Raw genomic sequence first — 18,540 nt, forward strand, 5'->3', positions numbered from 1 at the left:
CAATCAATTTATGAGCAAGCAAGGTGTTTTATTAGTAAACCTCGGGACGCCGGACAGTCCCTCTGTTAAGGATGTGAGACGGTATCTGGACGAATTTCTGATGGATGAACGGGTGATTGATATCAGTCAGCTTGGACGGACACTGTTAGTTAAAGGAATAATCGTGCCATTCAGGGGACCTAAATCAGCTAAGACGTATCAAAAGATATGGACAGATAAAGGATCGCCACTGATGTATTACAGTGAAATCATGCGAGACGAACTGCAGAACCGACTTGGTGGCGGTTATCAGGTGGAGCTCGGCATGCGCTATCAAAACCCTTCTATTGAGTCGGCTCTTAATAAGCTTAAAGAAGGCGGGGTAAAAAATATTCGGGTAATCGCATTGTTTCCTCAGTATGCCTCAGCAACCACGGGCTCCGTTCACCAAAAAGTGATGGAGATCGTAAGTAAGTGGCAGGCGATTCCTGATATCTCATTTATTAATTCCTTTCATAACGATCCGGATATGATCAGTGTTTTTGCTGAAAATGGCAGGAAACATGATCTGGAAACATATGATCATTACCTTTTCAGTTTTCACGGTTTACCACAACGCCAGCTGATTAAAGGTGATGACTCCAAAAAACACTGTTTGCAGTCTTCCGATTGCTGTTCAGTTCTTACCGATACAAATAAATTTTGTTACTCAGCACAGTGTCATGATACTGCACGCCTTATAGCTGAGAGTCTAAACATCCCCAGAGATAAGTACACGGTGACTTTCCAGTCGCGGTTAGGCAAGGAGCCTTGGGCGCAACCTTACACTAGTGAAGTTGTTCATAATCTTGCCAAAAATGGGACCAAGCGTCTATTGGTCTTCAGTCCGGCGTTTGTAGCAGACTGTCTGGAAACCATCTACGAGATTGCAGAAGAATATGACCTTGAATTTAAGGAGCTTGGTGGAGAGAAAGTTCAGCTTGTCGAGAGTTTGAATACTCATCCTGTTTGGATCGGAGTTCTTGAAAAGCTGGCGACGCAGACGGTTTAAAACCCATCAAATTAATTGAACACGCGCTCGTTGAGATAGGTAAAGATAGCTTCGGTAGCACCTGTATTTTCTGAAACCAGCCGTTTAGCTGCGCTGCCCCTTCCCTTACGAAATTCGCTGTCTTGAAGCTTCGTCATTACTTCCAGCAGTTCTTCCTCATTTTTAATGCTGAAGGCTGCCTTTTCGGATATAAGCATTTTTGCTTCCAGGAAGCGCTTGTAATTGGGTCCGAATATTACCGGAAGTCCGAATGCAGCAGCTTCAAGTGTATTGTGAATACCTACTCCGAAACCACCTCCAATATAAGCGATCTGACCATACTGGTATAGTGAGGAGAGCATGCCGATATTGTCGATTATTAAAACCCTAAGCATTTTGTTAGCTGAAGATAATCCGTCGTTCTTTAAATCAGAATATCTCACATAGCTTTTGTCGGGAAGAAGGCTTTCAAATGCTTTTAGTTTGTCAGGTTTTATTTCATGTGGAGCAATGATAAACTTCCAGTTCTCAAATTGGGCAATAACTTTCGAAATCAGGTTTTCGTCGTCGGGCCATGTGCTTCCGCCAACAAATATATTTGCCGAATCGCAAAAACTCCGTACCAACTGAAAATCTTTCGGCTGCTCAGCATTTGCGGCAACGCGGTCAAAGCGAGTATCTCCACCAATAGTTGCGTGCATAATGCCAATATTTTCGAGCATTGAAATGCTCGCAGCATCCTGCACAAATAGCCTGCTTACTTTTCTAAGCATAGAACGGTGCAAACTTCCATACCATTTAAAAAATAGCTGTTCCTTCCTGAAAATGGCTGATATGACGATCAGGGGTATATTGCGTCGGTCGAGTTCAGTAAAAAAGTGGTACCAATATTCGTATTTCGTAAAAATGGCCAGCTTAGGATTGATGATCTCCACAAACTGCCTCGCATTTCGTTTTGTGTCTAGTGGGAGGTAGAATACATGATCAGCAAGGGAATAGTTCTTTCTGAGTTCATACCCTGAGGGTGAGAAAAAGGTGATCACAACAGGATAATCCGGATAGTCACTCTTTATTTTTTCAATTACGGGCCGGCCCTGCTCAAACTCACCTAAAGACGCAAAGTGAAACCAGATGTGTTCCTTTTCAGAATTTACATCCTGTTTTATTTTTTGGAACAGGTTTTTTCTACCTTTAAGCCAGGTTTTAGCTTTTATATTGAATGCCTGGGATATTGTAATTATTATCCAATAGAATTGAATCCCAAGATTATAGATAAATAACATTTATATTTCTATGATTAATATGGATCGAAAATACTGTTAAATAATAAATTAATTTGTTCATTACATGGAAATTGCTGTAGTTAGACTTGCTGATTCACATTGAATGTGTACCAAAACTTGAGCAGATCTATTCTCACACGCATGAATTGTTTTTAAGGTGCGTTTAAAAAATAGCGAAGTGCCTGAGTTAAAAGCTAAATTTGGAAGGCCTAAAGCTCAGGACCCAAATAGATAAACCGCGGACATTGCCGCATAAAGAATACAGATAATCAGTACAGTCATAATGGCAAGAAAAAGAATTTTAATTACGGGAGCTGCCGGCTTCCTTGGGTCACATTTATGCGACAGGTTTATTAGTGAGGACTTTCATGTCATCGCTATGGATAACCTGATCACCGGAGATCTTCGGAATATTGAACACCTGTTTAAGCTGGAGAACTTTGAGTTCTACAATCATGATGTATCTACTTTCGTCCATGTGCCGGGAGAGCTTGACTATATCCTGCATTTTGCATCACCCGCCAGCCCTATTGATTACCTGAAGATCCCCATCCAGACACTGAAAGTTGGTTCTTTGGGGACTCATAATCTTCTCGGTTTAGCGCGTGCGAAGCATGCGCGGATGCTTATCGCTTCTACGTCGGAAGTCTATGGTGATCCGAATTGTAACCCACAACCGGAAGAGTACTGGGGCAACGTAAATCCTGTGGGTCCGCGTGGCGTCTACGATGAGGCAAAGCGCTTCCAGGAGGCTATAACGATGGCATACCATACCTTCCATGGGGTAGAAACAAGAATTGTTCGGATTTTCAATACATATGGACCGCGTATGCGGCTGAATGATGGTCGTGTACTGCCGGCATTCATTGGTCAGGCGATTAGAGGTGAGGATCTCACCGTATTCGGAGATGGATCTCAGACGCGCTCGTTTTGCTACGTCGACGATCTGATTGAAGGAATTTACCGCCTTTTGTTTTCCGATTACCCTTACCCTGTTAATATCGGGAATCCCGACGAAATCACCATTCTGGAGTTTGGAGAGGAGATCATTAAGCTGACCGGAACCGATCAGAAGCTCGTAACGAGACCTCTGCCTACAGATGATCCGAAGCAACGTCGTCCGGATATCACTAAAGCTAGGGAAATCCTCGGTTGGGAGCCCAAGGTGTCCCGTGCAGAAGGTCTGAAGATTACATATGAATACTTCAAATCTCTTCCAAAGGATATTATAGAAAAAATTGAACATAAAGACTTTGCTAATTATAATAAATAGCCATGGGTAAAATATTAGTAACAGGGGGAACCGGATATATCGGTTCCCATACTGTGGTCACGCTTCAGGAAGCCGGTTATGAAGTGGTAATAGTTGATAATCTAGACAACTCAAGCATTGGTATTCTCGATCAGATTACCCAAATCACGGGTATAAAACCGGAGTTTCATAATCTGGATCTCTGCGAAGAGAAGAAAGTCATCGAGTTCATATCAGCAAACCAGGATATCACGGGGGTTATTCATTTCGCTGCTCATAAAGCTGTTGGCGAATCGGTAGCTCAACCTTTGAAGTATTACAGGAATAACTTTTCGTCACTTATCAACTTGTTGAAAGCTTTCGAAGGAAGAGAAGTAAACTTCGTTTTTTCTTCATCTTGTACTGTGTACGGGCAGCCTGATATTCTCCCTGTTACAGAAGATGCGCCAGTGAAAAAAGCCGAATCTCCTTATGGAAATACCAAGCAGATAGCTGAGGAGATCCTTTTAGATATTGCTAAAGTTAATACCAATTATCACATGATCTCCCTTCGGTATTTCAACCCCGTTGGTGCTCATGAAACTGCCCTTATTGGAGAACTTCCGATAGGCGTTCCTCAAAACCTTGTTCCTTTCATAACCCAGAGTGCCATAGGAAAGCGTGGTCCGATAACCGTATACGGCGATGACTACGATACTGAAGATGGCAGCTGCATCAGAGACTATATCCATGTCGTAGACCTTGCCAAGGCGCATATTGCCGCACTGAAAAGACAGGAAGAGAAGAGAATGGGTGCAGACTATGAAGTTTATAATGTTGGCACGGGCAAAGGAAGTTCTGTGCTTCAGGTTATCGATGCTTTCGAGAAGAGTACCGGCGTAAAGCTTAATTACCAAATAGGTCCAAGACGTGAAGGCGATATCGAGAAGGTTTGGGGCGATGTTAGCAAGGCAGAGAGCGAGCTGAACTGGTCAGCTGAACTGAATCTGGAAGAAATGATGAGGTCCGCATGGGCCTGGGAGAACTACATTAAAGAAAATCCAATTCAATAATTCCGGAGGCCCGGCTAAATTCTTTTAAAATAGCAGCCTGCCAGAATATATTAAATGCCAGAAAGGGGCTGCCGCGGGCGGCCCCTTTTTTTATTCATACCTTAACGCTTCAACAGGGTCGAGCCTGGAAGCCTTGGAAGCTGGGTATATACCCGAAATAATCCCCACAACAATACAAAGAACCACTCCCACAGCCATCCAGAGCCAGGGGATGATGAAGCTTGCTTCAAGAGCCATTGCCACCACATTTCCGATCAGTATTCCCAGGACAATGCCTGCTACACCACCAATCAGACAGATAACGATTGCTTCATAGAGGAATTGCTGCCTGATCAACGTAGGATTTGCGCCAATCGCTTTGCGTATGCCGATCTCTCTGGTCCGCTCGGTCACAGAGACGAGCATGATATTCATCAGCCCTATCGAGGCTCCGACAAGAGTCACAAAGGCGATTACTATAGCTCCTATTGTTACCCATTTGATGTTTTGGAGAAGCGTTTGTACGATAGCATCACTCTTCGTGATCTCAAAGTTGTCGTCCTTTCCTGCGCTTAGTCCCCGTATGTTTCTAAAAAGCGCCGTCGCCTCCCCAATAGTCGATTCAGTTTGCCTGGAGTCAAGACTCATTACGGTGATGGTATAACTAGGTCGTGCACTCGTAGAGATTTGCCGTGCTTTGAGCAGAGGCACTACGCAAATTTTATCCCCTCCAAAGCTTGCGCCTGATCCTTTCTTCTCGAATATGCCGATAATCTTGTATTTGTTGTTCCCCAAAAGGATAAACTTGTCGATAGGATTCAGGTTAGCGAACAACCGCGTCTTAATCTCTTCTCCAATGATGACGACATTGGCACCATAGTCAACTTCCGATTTGGAGAAGTTCCTTCCGTCCGACAGTGAATATCCTCCGGTAGTAATGTATTCGCGGTCACCGCCGAGTATATTGATGTTGGGATTCGTTTTTTCACTTGCGTATTTTGCTGTGGCTCCCTGAGACGCAAACGTGTTTACCGACACTATTGCAGGATAATCAAACCGCTCTTTAAAAGCAACGGCTTCCCTGAACGTGATGGAGGGATGTCTCTTAGGCTGTTCGCCGGGACCTCCAAACCGGATACCACCGCCTCGGTTCCTTATGGTGAAGGAGTTGGCTCCCATCCTTGAGAAAGTGCTGTTTAATGAGCTCTTAATGGCGTCTATAGACGTAAGAATGCCAACCAAAGCCATCAGTCCAATGGCAATTATGGCTGCAGTCAGCAGTGTCCGCAACTTGTTGCTTTTTACAGACTGAAGCGCAACTCTAACGTTCTCTTTATAATTATTACTTATTGGCATGAGAGACAATGGTTAACCATGGTTTAGATCGGCAGGTATACTTCTTTGTTACATTCTAACGATTCTTTTTTACTGGGATACAGTTTGGTTGTTTGGTTGTTGAAATTGCGCTAAATAGATTATTCCTATAATCGCAAAACCTTCATTGCTTCCTCTGCAGCTACTTGCCCCGATATAATGGCTGGAGGGACGCCCGGTCCGGGGATAGTTAGCTGGCCGGCGTAAAACAAGTTCTTAACCTTTCTGGAGCGTAGCTTCGGCTTAAGAAAAGCCGTCTGCAAGAGCGTGTTTGCCAGTCCGTAGGCATTGCCTTTAAAAGAATGATAGTCCTCGACGAAGTCCTTTATAGCATAGCTTCTCTTCACAACGACCGCGTCTTTGATTGTTTCGCCGGTCACCGTTTCAAACCTGTCGACAAGAAGTTTAAAATAGCGCTCTCTGATTTCCTCTGTGTCTTCCAGTCCGGGAGCTACCGGAATCAGGAAGAACAGGTTCTCTCCGCCTTCAGGAGCAACCGAGGGATCTGTTTTCGATGCACAGCATACGTAAAAGAGGGGTTTTTCAGGCCATTGAGGTCTGTTATAGATCTCATCGGAGTGTTTATTGAAATCCTCGTCAAAGAAAAGACTGTGATGTGGAATGTCTTTCAGTTTCTTATTGATTCCGATGTAAAACAATAACGAAGAGGGGGAGAGTGTTCGAGTGTTCCAGTAGGCAGAGCTATAACCGCGATATTGGCTTTCAAGCAAAACCTGATCGGTATGATGATAGTCAGCGTTGGAGATGATTAGATCAGCAGGGATAAAACCAGAATCTGTTTCCAGTCCACTGGCTATTCCATTCGATACCCTAATCTTCCTAACCTCCGTGTTCAGGCGGAACTTCACCCCCTGTTCATGGGCAATCGAAACCATAGCCTTCACAATTTCATTCATTCCGCCCATCGGATACCATGTTCCGAGTGCCAGATCTGCATAATTCATAAGGCTGTAGAGTGCCGGAGTGGTCGCGGCAGTCCCTCCCAGAAATAGCACCGGAAATTCGAGGATCTCGATGATTTTGGGGTGCTTGAAATACGATCTGGCATGGTTCCGCAGACTCGTAAAGAGCTGCAGGCGGAAGCTTGCACTGATGAGCTTAAGATCGATATACTCTGTTATGGAGTGAGATGGTCGAAATACAAAATCACCCATGCCTGTTTGGTACTTGTATTCGGCCTGCTTAAGAAAGTTATCCAAGCCCTCAGAAGCACCAGGCTCAAGCTCTTCAAACAGTTGCTTCAGCTTTGACATATGGGCGGGAACGTCGGTAAAGTCATTCGCCCCCCAGTAAACACGATACGAGGGGTCAAGCCTTTTCAGCTCATAAAAGTCTGAACTTTTCTTGCCGAATAAGTGGAAGAAGTTCTCAAATACATCAGGCATCCAGTACCAGCTTGGCCCCATGTCGAAGCGGAAACCATCTTTCGACCATACTCTTGCTCTGCCACCAGCCTGGTCATTTTTCTCATAAACAGTTACATCATACCCCGCTTTAGCGAGAATAGACGCTGCTGACAGGCCCGCAAAGCCGGAACCAATAATAGCTACTGAAGATGTATTCATATAACGGTAAATGTAACCTCAAAAACTTTTAAAGCAAAATTTCGTATTATTGGTAAATGAGGCACTACATTTTATGATGGATTTGTATAATTACTCGTGTTTTGAGTGCAGTAAGCTCATCACAAAAACCTACAGTACCTCTTTTAGTCTTGGTATTCGCACCTTTCACAAAGATCTCCGTAACCCAATTTACGCCATCTACGGATTCGTCAGGTACGCAGATGAGATAGTGGATACCTTTCATGAATACGATAAAGTGGAAATGATCCGCCAGTTTGGCCTGGATACCTATCAGGCTATTGAAAGGGGGGTCAGCATCAATCCGGTGCTGCAGTCGTTTCAGCTGGTCGTAAACCAATATCAGATAGACAAGCAACTCATTCAAGCCTTTCTGCACTCCATGGAGATGGATCTGCAAAAAGTTGCTTATACCGACGAGCTGTTCAAAGAATACATTTATGGTTCAGCCGAAGTAGTAGGACTTATGTGTCTGAAGGTTTTCTGCCACGGTCAGGAAGGTCTGTATGCAACGCTTTTGCCCTCGGCCAGACGACTGGGTTCTGCATTCCAGAAGATTAATTTCCTCAGGGATATACAAGCCGATTATGAGGAGCGGGGAAGGGTGTACTTTCCGGATGTTGACTTTCTAAGGTTCAGTGAGGCCGACAAAAAGCTTATCGAGGAAGACATTCGGATAGACTTTGATGAAGGCCTTGCCGGAATACGTAAGCTGCCCCGGAAATCTCGTGCAGGTGTCTATGTTGCCTATCTTTACTATCTGGAGCTTTTCTATAAGATAAAATCAAAGTCGGCCGGTACTCTGGCAGCCGAGCGAATCCGGGTGTCCGACAAGAGGAAAATATGGTTGCTCGGACAGGCTCTGTTTAAAGAGAAGATAATAGGTTTATGATCAAGTTTTTTTTATTGTTTCTGCTGTTTCCCCTGTCGGTCTCTTCAACAGAGCTCGATAAAGTCCGGGTGCAGTTCTATCAGGCTGTTGAGAATAAGGAAGTTGCAGGCAAATTCTTTGAGCGTATGAAGCTTGAGCAGGGAATCAGTCCGGTTCATCTAGCCTATTATGGTTCCGCCCAAACACTAATGGGGAAGCATGCCTGGAATCCTTACCAGAAGCTCACATATCTTAAAAGTGGTATGGAGGTGCTCTCTACCGCTTCGAAGAAAGTTCCCGAGAATCTTGAAATCCGATTTCTAAGGTTCAGTATTGAACACTATCTGCCTGGATTTCTAGGCATGAGCAAGCATCTTGATGAAGATCGGAAAAAGATTGTCAGCCTGGTTCAAAAGCGCCAGTTCGGATCGCTCCCTAAGGCTGTTCTAAAAGACATGGTCACCTTTGTTATCAAAAGCGGCAGAGCAAAGGGGGAAGAGCTGGATATCTTAAACCAATTTATGAAATGAACGAAAAATATACTTACCTGTTAATCAATTTCCTCACGGTAATATTTCCGGTTCTGTTGTCCTTTGATAAAAATGTGCATTTTTATAAGAACTGGAAATACATCTTTCCTGCGCAGGTAATCAGCGGTTTGTGCTTTCTGCTTTGGGATTATATCTTCACTTTATATGATGTATGGTCTTTCAATAGCCGGTATGTAACAGGGATCTATTTTCTCAATCTACCCATTGAAGAAATCCTGTTCTTCGTCACGGTACCTTTCTCTTGTATATTTATCTATGAATGCCTGAACTTTTATGTCAGGAAAGATGTTTTGGCGAAAGCCAGTCTGCCGATCACGCACGGATTGACAGCGCTTTCGGTCATTCTTCTTGTGTTTTACCACGACCGCGTCTATACCCTGATTACGTTTGGTTTGCTTCTGGCGAACTGCGTCTATGTGTATCTGAGGAAACCGGACAATATGGGTCGTTTTTACCTCGCATTTTTGGTGTCCATGTTCCCGTTCTATATCGTGAACGGAATATTGACCTCATTGCCGATCGTAATGTATAATGATGCTCAGAACATGGGTGTCAGGATATCAACAGTGCCCTTTGAAGATCATTTTTACTCCCTTTCGATGCTGCTCATTAATATCCTGCTATTCGAATACTTCCGCAGAAGGGGTAAACGCGTATGATGAATAGCGAACTGCCGCAATATACGATCGCTCAATTAGCCCTCCGAAATGGGCAAGACAAGCCGCAGATCTGGGTTGCAGTAGATGGCGTCATCTACGACGTCACGGAGAGTCGGCTTTGGCGAGATGGTAAGCATTATGAGCACTGGGCAGGGCAGGATTTAAGCGATGAGCTGGAAGATGCCCCTCATTCAAAGAGCGTATTCGCTCGGTTCGAAAAGGTGGGGAAGATTAAGCGATAGTCCCACCAGGGGACTATCACTTCAAATATTATGGTTCTATAACAAAGCTGCTGAGCGTAACAAACTCCTTTATGCGGCTCTCAACCTCTTGCTGAGTAAGATCTTTAATCCTTTCTGTTCCGAATTTTTCCACACAGAAAGACGCCAAAGCCGATCCGTAGATGACCGCGTTTTTCATATTGTTGAAGTTAATAGTGCCAACTTTAGCCAGATAGCCTATAAATCCGCCCGCGAAAGTATCCCCCGCACCTGTTGGATCAAAAACCTCAGCTAAAGGGAGGGCTGGAGCAGAAAATACCCGCTCTGAATCAAACAGAAGTGCGCCATGCTCGCCTTTCTTAATAATCAGGTATCGCGGTCCCATCGCGATGATCTTTCTGGCAGCTTTTACCAGCGAGTACTCTCCCGATAGCTGGCGAGCCTCCGCATCGTTAATAGTCAGCACATCGACCAGCTTTAGTGTTTCCTTTAAGTCTTCCAGCGCCACATCCATCCAGAAGTTCATCGTGTCAAGAACGATCAGCTTCGGACGGTTCCGTAGCCTTTCAATAGTGGCCTTTTGTATTTGAGGGGTAAGGTTACCCAATAGAAGGTACTCACAAGTTTGGTATGATTCCGGAATGATAGGGTCGAAGTCGGCCAGTACGTTCAGCTCTGTAGCAAGTGTATCGCGACTGTTCATGTCGTTATGATACTTTCCAGCCCAGAAGAAAGATTTTTCGCCTTCCTTCACCTGCAAGCCCTCTACGTCAATCCCATGAGTGGAAAAAGTGTCAATATCTTCTTTGTGAAAGTCGTCACCAACCACCCCAACAATCTTTACTTTATCATAAAAATATGATGCGGCGAGACTAGCGTATGTTGCTGCTCCTCCGACGATTTTGTCTGTCTTTCCAAAAGGGGTTTCGATGGCATCGAAGGCCACCGTTCCTATAATAACTAAGCTCATAAATTATTTTTAAAAAACTTTAGGCAAATTTGCATAAATAAATTTAAATCCCGAATATTGCAGTCCCAAAACACAGCAGTGCTGTCCGCTATTATAGGCAGCAAAGCACAAATAACCGCGTTTAATACTCCTGAGTAGCTCAGCCGGTTAGAGCATCTGACTGTTAATCAGAGGGTCGCTGGTTCGAGCCCAGCCTCAGGAGCAAAAGGGTAAGCAAGGTAAATTTGCTTACCCTTTTCTTTTTTAACACAATCCTGACTTTCTGGTTTTCGTTAATCGCAGCCCCACAACATCTCAAGATCCCAAAGTGCTCTTTCCTTACTTCCCTTCTGAGAAAATTAATGTCCTTATTATGAAGCTTTAGCAGTTTAAAGCACGGTTTTTATGCAAACACACTTTTAAAATCAGATTTAAATCCCGAATATTGCAATCCCAAACACAGCGAAGCTTTCTTAGAAAGTGGAGCAAACATTAACCGGGTTTAGTACTCCTGAGTAGCTCAGCCGGTTAGAGCATCTGACTGTTAATCAGAGGGTCGCTGGTTCGAGCCCAGCCTCAGGAGCAAAAGCCTTCCGGTATCAAACCGGAAGGCTTTTTTATTTCCACCCGATCCACTTCCCTGCGTGCTAAAATTCATAGTTTATCCCTAAAGAGGGGATGAGGTTCCCTGATGAATCATTCAGAATGACCGGAATTCCATTACTTCCGTTCGGCTGCAGCGGCGCTCCGTCACTGGTAACAAAACTGCTGTTATCATCACTTCGCTTAAATGTGTACTTCGGGAAAGAAGCATTCTGCGTTTTAAGGATGTTTTGAATGTCGATGTAGAAGTTTAACGACGTTTTTTTCAAGTTTACTCGTTTATCTACACGAAGATCCGTTTGACTAAACGAACGGAGTCTTTCCGAATTAAGGCGGCTATAATCAAATGTTCCGGTGCCAATAGCCAGATAATTCAATTGAGAGCGAAGCATGTCGAATGGTGTATAAGGAGATCCGCCTGCAAAGCGGTATTTAAGACCCAAATCCCAGTTATTCTTGAACTTGTAACCCAGGGTAGCAGAGAAAAGATGTTCGTTGTCCCATGAAGATGGCAGCAGTCTCCTATTCAGACCAGAAAATTTACTTCGTACATAAGTGTAACTGGCGACATAAAAAATCTTGTTCTCCAGCTTCTGCTGCGCGTAGACTTCGAATCCATATGTCTCTCCCTTGCCAATACTCAACAGCTTTTCACTTCCAACAGATGTGTATTCAGAACCTTGATTAGCTAGTGATATTCCTGTCGCTTCTGAAACGGGGTAATCGTTGTATCTCTTAAAAAATGTTTCGAAGGTAAATCGCAAAGAGTTCTTTGGCAGGAACTGGGTCCCTAAAACATAATGGGTAGACTGTATGTAATCAAGGTCCTTGTTTGCATTTACACCACTGTTATTCGCATATCCGAGAGCGGTATAAGGGGGGATCTTGAAGTATGTACCCACTGAAGCGTTGATGTCCCAGCGCGAATCAAGATGATAGGCAAACGAAAGTCTTGGCGATAGTGTCTTGAGTGGATTGGTACCGTTATCGGTAAACGTATTCATATCCGTGCGTATACCCCCCGAGACTAAAAGTTTATCATTAAATATATTCTTCGACGCTTGTGCGAAAAGCCCGTATTTCCAGAAATTAATCGCATTATCAAAGATCAGCACCCGTCCGGGCGAAATGATGTTACCCTGTTCGTCACTTACCGTGTTCGACAGTTTGTTAAAAATGTCTCCGTTATATCCTACATACTGCGTCATCAGACCGCCCGAAAGCTTCCATCCGTTAACGAATTTGTTAATATCAAACCGCAGTTTGTTTTCCATTTCCTGCGATTCAACCAGGAGGGTTCTTGTAGACTCAATTTTTTGCTCATCCTCAAACTTGTCCAGATTATTTTCGAACATGTTGCGGCTAAGCGACACGTTCATATAGCCGTTTCTGATCTTATGGTTTAAGTTGAAACCAATGGTATAATTCCATTGGTTGATATAGGGGGTTGATCGGAGGATATACGTGTTTTCGGGTGTCGATTCTCTTGTCGGAGCAAAGTTGAAATGATCCATTGCACCTAACCCGATTGCTGTCAGTGTCGTCTTTGCGTTAAATTTATGCGTTACCTTGTACTGAAAGTCTTCAAAATCCGGACGTATCGGAAGGTCGATCAGCTTAAACAACAAGCTCAGGTAAGACTTCCTGGCTGATGCAAGGAACGTGGTTTTTTCCGATAACGGTCCCTCTAGGGTTAATACCGATTCCGTAAAGCTTATCCTGGCGTTTCCTGATAGGCGCTCAGCGTTTCCGTCTCTCTGGGTGATCACGAAGGTTGAGGCAAGTGGGTTGTCATAACGCGCGTCAAAAGCGGAAGAAGACAGCTTCAGACTCTCAATAAAAGAAACATTTAAAATTCCCTGGGCTCCACCTGAACTTCCCTGCGTTTGAAAATGATTCAGGACAGGAATCTCTATTCCATCCAGGTAATAGACGTTTTCGTTTGGTGCGCCACCGCGTACAATAATATCGTTCCGCTCTCCTACACCATTGCTGATCCCGACTCCGGGAAGCGTCTGCACAACTTTAGAGACATCAAAGTTTCCTCCGGGATTGCTTTTGATTTCCTCAGTTGTGAGTTGCTGAACGGAGAGAGGGGTAACCATGTCGGTTGCAATCGCAGATTGTCCTTTGTTAAAGGTCACTTGCACTTCGTTTAAACTATTTACAGCGGGCTCAAGCCGGAAGTTGACAATCTGAGCATTCCCGCTTGATACTACCACATTAAATTTTTCTTCACCCAAGTATCCTACATATCCGGCACTCAGGGTGTAAGTTCCAACAGGAACACTGATTCTGAACCTTCCGGTGCTGTCCGTCGCGGTGCTAACACCGGTACCCTTCACCGTCACTGTCGCCCCCAGGATCGATTCATTAGTATATCTGTCAACAATGGCGCCAGTTACTAAACCTGTTCTCTGTCCGAGAACCTGCACGCTGATAAGTGAAAAGAATATAAAGAAAATGGTTCCGGTTTGGAAGCTTGCTCTCATGCGTTAGTTCGGATAAATAGTAAAACTACCAATATTCACCACATTATGTTTCGTATGGAGAGTTGATAACGGAAAAAATGGCTTTCTTCTGATGGGCCGCTGAGTAGAGACCTTCGTAAAATTCAGTCTCATCCAGTCGTTGAAGAACAGGTTTGTTACAATTATTTTTACTCAACGCTTGACAGCTCTGATTTATTTCTATATTTGTCTATCAAAACTATAGACTATGAGTATTTATCTACTATCTCGGTTCCCCGCGCTACTCTGGCGCAATAGTAAAACATGTTGTCGTCGTCCTGAAAATTGATCCGCTATAAAACTAAATTCCTATTCAACGACGACGTAACAAATGAAACTTATCCATATTGCCTTATTCTTATTATTATCGATCTTCTCAGCCGCAATCTTTGCGCAAGGGAATAATTTTATCATCGTAAGCGGTACTATCGTACAGCAAGAAACAAAAACTCCTCTTCAGGGTGTCAGCGTACTCCTTAAAGGTACGGTAACCGGTACCTTGACAGACTCGAAAGGCGATTTTAGCCTTCGAACTCGCGCAAAATATCCTTTTACCCTGGTGTTTTCGAGTATTGGCTTTGAAACTCAGGAATTTGAAATAACAAGCCCGGAATCAAAGCTGAACATCGAGCTCCTCACCCAAACCGTTTTGGGTAAAGAGGTGGTGGTCACCGCTTCAAGAGTGGAAGAGAGCATACTTAAATCTCCTGTGGCTATTGAAAAGCTCGACATACGTGCTATAAGAGAGAGTCCGGCTCCCGGATTCTACGACGCATTGGAAAATGTAAAAGGTGTTCAGATGACCACCTCGAGCTTAACGTTCAAAGTTCCCAACACCAGAGGATTTAACATCCCAAATAACTTTCGTTTCGTACAGCTGGTAGACGGCGTCGATATGCAGGCTGGTACGCTTGGCGTTCCACTGGGTAATGCTATCGGACCAACCGAGCTGGACATCGCCAGTGTGGAGATCACCCCCGGTGCCGCCTCAGCTCTTTACGGTATGAGTGCCATCAACGGTATGGCCAACCTCATCACCAAGAGTCCTTTCCTATACCAGGGCTTGAGCCTTTACACGCGCAACGGAGTCAATCACGTGGGTGGTACAGGTCGCGATGCCGGTATTCTTACTGAAAGCGCGTTGCGGTACGCACAGGCTTTCAACAATAAATTCGCTTTTAAAGTAAATGTAAGTTATATGAGGGGAAAGGACTGGCTGTCGGATACCCGCACCAACCAAAACCCTAATACGCTCAATACCGCCAATCCGCGCTTTTCGGAGCTGAATGCCGATGCTGATAATCCGGCTTATGATGCCTGGAATAAGTACGGTGACGATAATGGGAGTAATGCGGTAACGATCAGCGGACTTACTATTCCCGGACAAACGGGGGCTCAGAGTATTGTAGTACGCCGTACGGGATACTGGGAGAAAGACGTAGTTAATCCAATTGTGGATAACCTCAAATTCGATGCTGCCCTACACTACCGTTTGTCGGATAACGCAGAGCTATCTTACGGTTATCGTTTCGGTAAGCTTGACGGACTTTTCCAGAGAGGAAACAAGATCCAGATGGATAATGTAACCGTCCAGAACCACAAACTGGAACTCAAAGGCTCTAGCTACTTCGTTAAGTCATACATATCTATCGAAAATACCGGCGACTCTTATAACATCAAGCCACTGGTAGATAATCTCGATATCACCAGCGGAGGTAAGAACTCCGTTTGGCAAGCTAAATATAAGACCGCGCTCCAGAACGCACTGAATGCAGGAACGTCCTTGGCCGAGGCTCTAAAGCTAGGACGTGCTGCTGCCGATGCCGGCCGCGCAGAACCGGGAACTGCCCAGTTTAACGACTTGAAAAATACCATCGTCGGCATTAATAACTGGGATCACCAGGAAGTCGTAGGCGGTGATGCCCCCGCAACGGGCGGTGCCTGGCTCAACCAGAAGAGCCGCACCTATCATACTGACGCACAGTGGGATCTGTCCGAAAAGGTTAAAGTTTTTGACTTGCTGGTAGGTGGTGATCTCCGCATTTACGAAGTCGTACCCGACGGTAATAACTTCGTGGACTTTACCCGCCCTCTCGCAGAAAGGAATAATCCGCTTTCGGACGGAAGCTTCGGCGACAACGTTTACTACAAGAAGTTTGGCGGTTTTGCCCAGATAACGAAAACGTTGTTTGAAGAGAAACTGAAGCTCTTCGGATCCTTGAGGCTTGACTACAATCCTGAGTTTGACGCGAAGTTCAACCCGAGAGTTGCGGCTGTATACACCCTGGCCGAGAAGCACAACTTCAGAGCATCACTTCAGAACGGATACCGTTTCCCTGCTCTTTTTGAAGCGATTTCCTTTGTTAATAACGGCAATATCCGACGTGTAGGTGGTCTTTCTTATATCAACGAGGGACTCAATTATCTGGATAACTCTTATACTCTTGCATCAAGTGACGTCTTCAATGCGGCTGTAAATGCAGATGTGGCTGCGGGATTGTCTGCAAATGACGCTGCGCTTAAAAATAAAGCACTACTGGCAGCAACCTCCTTGTCGCCCACTCGTCCCGAACGTATCAACTCTTTTGAAGTGGGATACAAAAGCGTACTGCTGGAGAATAAGTTGGTTGTTGATGTAGACGCATACATCAATCAATACGACGGTTTCCTGGGGCAGGTAGAAGTTTCCGTGCCATATAAGAGATCGCTAACCCCTGGTGCTAATTTCGTTGAACAGGCACCTGTCGGAAGTGATGACGCAATTTTCGCGATGCTCAGAGCGAACAGAGACGCACAGCAAACGCGCTACAGGGTGTACACCAATGCTAAGAATAAGTATAATAATTACGGTGCTGCATTGGGACTAACCTATAACTTCTACCAGAAATACACCATATCAGGTAATGCCAACTACAATAATATTTCGGAGAATACACAGCCCGATGTGTTTGTTACCGGCTTCAATACTCCGAAATGGTCAACCAACGTGTCTTTCGGAAACCGCGAAATTGTAAAAAATATCGGTTTCAATATTGTTTACCGCTGGCAGCAGGAATTTTTATGGGAGAGTCCGCTTGTAAACGGTACAGTTCCTTCTTTCGGGACATTTGATGCTCAGGCTACCTATAAAATACCGCGACATAAAGCCACGTTTAAAGTCGGCGGCACCAACATCTTTAATAATAATTATGTGCAATATGCCGGTGGCCCGACCCTTGGTGGATTATATTATGTGGCCATTACCTTAGACGGGCTCCTGCAAAAATAAGATTAAATAAATTAGTAGGTTATCTGTTTATAAGACAGGAGGGTCTATCATCCGGACCCTCCTTGATTTTACAGATTCTGATAATAGTCTATATTCTCCTTGATCAACAGATCAATAGGCATATAATTGATCTTCTCTGACTGCAGGTTTAGCAGCAGCTTGTCAGTGATTACCTTCAATGCCCTGTACCCCTGCAATTCCGGACGCTGTCCGATCAGCAAATCGATATATCCTTCTTTCAGTAATACTTTGTTCTTCTCGATCAAATCATAACCCACCAAATAGGTTAGTTTCCTGTCCCTCACTTTGAGGTAATTCGCCAGAACGTGGCAGGTCGAGTTGAAAGTAATAGCGGCTCGTATAGAATGACCTGTTTGCTCATCAAAAATCTTATCAAGTGCTTCAAAGTTTCTAATGTGCGCATCGATTTTCAGATCAGCATAATAAATCTTTCCGGCAAAAGCCGATCGCTCTATATAATCCAGGAATCCCTTCTGACGGCTTAATACCTGATTAGAGAGCTCTTTGCTATTGTGGAACATCTTCGCAATAAGAATATCTTCCTTTTGCCCAATCCTTCCGCTGATAATACGGGCGGCTACTGCGCCACTATCGTAAGAATGCGTGCCGAAGTAGGCGAGGGGATTCTGATCCTCGATATTGGCGTCGATATACACATAGGGAATATTACGGACATCAAGCGCTTTCGATATTCGAACAACCTCACTACTGAAAAAATTAGCGATAATCACGCCGTCGACATCGAGGGTGAGAAGCCTTTCGATCGATTTCTCGAAACTCGCCCGATCATATTGATTGAAGTATAACCGTTCAAATGCAATACCAGATGACTTAGCTTCTTCTGATGCTCTTTCGAGCCCCTCCGAGATATACATCCAATAATCATCTGTCGAGTGCTGAGGAATCAGAGCCACAACTTTATAATTCTTTTTCGATACAAGAGATCTGGCGAAGATATTCGGACTGTAGTTCACCATGCTTAACACAGCGTTTACTTTCTTCAGGCTTTCTTCAGAAACGCGGCCCCGTTTATGTATTACCCGGTCTACCGTGCCAATGGAAACCCCGGCCATTCTGGCTATATCTACTATTCGTATGTCCTTTTTAGAATCCATGCTGCTTATTCAGTATTCAAATATAAATAAAAATAGTGTGTTCGATAACACACTTAAAATTTTGTTGTTAAGTGATCCTAGAATGAAGAGCCAAAGTTTTAATTAAATATTTATAACATATTGTTATTCAGTGATAATGGCAGAATTTTAGAATACGGCTGTCTCCAGCATTCAATAGATTTAGTTTTTGGATTAAGGCTTTACAGCAGCCAGAAGGAC

The 18,540-nt window shown here is 44.3% G+C and carries 14 protein-coding genes and 2 tRNA genes; 10 read left to right on the plus strand and 6 right to left on the minus strand.

Going from position 1 to position 18,540, the window contains the following annotated elements; translation table 11 throughout:
* Window positions 1–10 precede the first annotated feature (10 nt).
* Window positions 11–1,030: a ferrochelatase gene (gene hemH, locus B0I27_RS04450; RefSeq protein WP_106291841.1), complete on the plus strand. Its 1,020-nt coding sequence runs from the start codon at window positions 11–13 to the stop codon at window positions 1,028–1,030.
* A gap of 11 nt (window positions 1,031–1,041) precedes the next feature.
* Here hemH and B0I27_RS04455 read toward each other — a convergent pair whose 3' ends face one another.
* The gene (locus tag B0I27_RS04455) at window positions 1,042–2,292 is read right to left on the minus strand and encodes a 3-deoxy-D-manno-octulosonic acid transferase (protein ID WP_106291843.1); all 1,251 of its coding nucleotides are present in this window, start codon (window positions 2,290–2,292) and stop codon (window positions 1,042–1,044) included.
* Between the two features lie 283 nt (window positions 2,293–2,575).
* On the opposite strand from B0I27_RS04455, the gene B0I27_RS04460 reads away from it, so the two are divergent.
* Complete coding sequence (locus B0I27_RS04460) at window positions 2,576–3,565, plus strand: UDP-glucuronic acid decarboxylase family protein (protein WP_106291845.1); 990 nt, start codon at window positions 2,576–2,578, stop codon at window positions 3,563–3,565.
* A 2-nt stretch (window positions 3,566–3,567) separates the two neighbouring features.
* Entirely contained in the window at window positions 3,568–4,596 is a 1,029-nt protein-coding gene (gene galE / locus B0I27_RS04465) for a UDP-glucose 4-epimerase GalE (RefSeq protein ID WP_106291847.1), read from the plus strand.
* Window positions 4,597–4,686: 90 nt separating this feature from the next.
* Here the strand turns inward: galE and B0I27_RS04470 are convergent, their stop codons facing one another.
* Complete coding sequence (locus tag B0I27_RS04470) at window positions 4,687–5,931, minus strand: ABC transporter permease (protein ID WP_106291849.1); 1,245 nt, start codon at window positions 5,929–5,931, stop codon at window positions 4,687–4,689.
* Window positions 5,932–6,056: 125 nt separating this feature from the next.
* Complete coding sequence (locus tag B0I27_RS04475; RefSeq protein ID WP_106291851.1) at window positions 6,057–7,535, minus strand: phytoene desaturase family protein; 1,479 nt, start codon at window positions 7,533–7,535, stop codon at window positions 6,057–6,059.
* 73 nt (window positions 7,536–7,608) lie between these two features.
* Between B0I27_RS04475 and B0I27_RS04480 the strand changes: the two genes are divergently transcribed.
* From B0I27_RS04480 to B0I27_RS04495, 4 genes are read left to right on the plus strand one after another with little or no spacing between them, the layout of a single operon-like run.
* Entirely contained in the window at window positions 7,609–8,445 is an 837-nt protein-coding gene (locus B0I27_RS04480; protein WP_219904983.1) for a phytoene/squalene synthase family protein, read from the plus strand.
* Entirely contained in the window at window positions 8,442–8,954 is a 513-nt protein-coding gene (locus B0I27_RS04485; protein WP_106291855.1) for a hypothetical protein, read from the plus strand. The genes B0I27_RS04480 and B0I27_RS04485 overlap by 4 nt, the downstream gene beginning before the upstream one ends.
* Window positions 8,951–9,634 (plus strand): lycopene cyclase domain-containing protein, encoded by a 684-nt coding sequence (locus B0I27_RS04490; protein ID WP_106291857.1) that lies wholly within the window; start codon window positions 8,951–8,953, stop codon window positions 9,632–9,634. The genes B0I27_RS04485 and B0I27_RS04490 overlap by 4 nt, the downstream gene beginning before the upstream one ends.
* A complete protein-coding gene (locus B0I27_RS04495) occupies window positions 9,634–9,876 on the plus strand; it encodes a cytochrome b5 domain-containing protein (RefSeq protein ID WP_106292114.1) in 243 nt (80 codons plus the stop codon). Before B0I27_RS04490 ends, B0I27_RS04495 begins: the two co-directional genes overlap by 1 nt.
* A 28-nt stretch (window positions 9,877–9,904) precedes the next feature.
* On the opposite strand, the gene B0I27_RS04500 is transcribed toward B0I27_RS04495, so the two are convergent.
* On the minus strand, window positions 9,905–10,825 hold the full coding sequence (locus B0I27_RS04500) for a PfkB family carbohydrate kinase (RefSeq protein ID WP_106291859.1): 921 nt from the start codon (window positions 10,823–10,825) through the stop codon (window positions 9,905–9,907).
* 128 nt (window positions 10,826–10,953) lie between these two features.
* Here B0I27_RS04500 and B0I27_RS04505 point away from each other — a divergent pair.
* Together B0I27_RS04505 and B0I27_RS04510 are read left to right on the plus strand one after the other, a co-directional pair.
* Window positions 10,954–11,027: transfer RNA gene (locus B0I27_RS04505), tRNA-Asn, on the plus strand.
* 286 nt (window positions 11,028–11,313) lie between these two features.
* Window positions 11,314–11,387: transfer RNA gene (locus B0I27_RS04510), tRNA-Asn, on the plus strand.
* Window positions 11,388–11,451: 64 nt separating this feature from the next.
* Here B0I27_RS04510 and B0I27_RS04515 read toward each other — a convergent pair.
* The gene (locus tag B0I27_RS04515; RefSeq protein ID WP_106291861.1) at window positions 11,452–13,899 is read right to left on the minus strand and encodes a TonB-dependent receptor; all 2,448 of its coding nucleotides are present in this window, start codon (window positions 13,897–13,899) and stop codon (window positions 11,452–11,454) included.
* 349 nt (window positions 13,900–14,248) lie between these two features.
* Between B0I27_RS04515 and B0I27_RS04520 the strand changes: the two genes are divergently transcribed.
* On the plus strand, window positions 14,249–17,185 hold the full coding sequence (locus B0I27_RS04520) for a TonB-dependent receptor (RefSeq protein WP_106291863.1): 2,937 nt from the start codon (window positions 14,249–14,251) through the stop codon (window positions 17,183–17,185).
* Window positions 17,186–17,253: 68 nt separating this feature from the next.
* On the opposite strand, the gene B0I27_RS04525 is transcribed toward B0I27_RS04520, so the two are convergent.
* On the minus strand, window positions 17,254–18,321 hold the full coding sequence (locus B0I27_RS04525; RefSeq protein WP_106291865.1) for a substrate-binding domain-containing protein: 1,068 nt from the start codon (window positions 18,319–18,321) through the stop codon (window positions 17,254–17,256).
* Window positions 18,322–18,540 lie beyond the last annotated feature (219 nt).

Origin of the sequence: Arcticibacter pallidicorallinus (assembly GCF_003002875.1) — a bacterium.
Classification (GTDB): Bacteria; Bacteroidota; Bacteroidia; order Sphingobacteriales; family Sphingobacteriaceae; genus Arcticibacter; species Arcticibacter pallidicorallinus.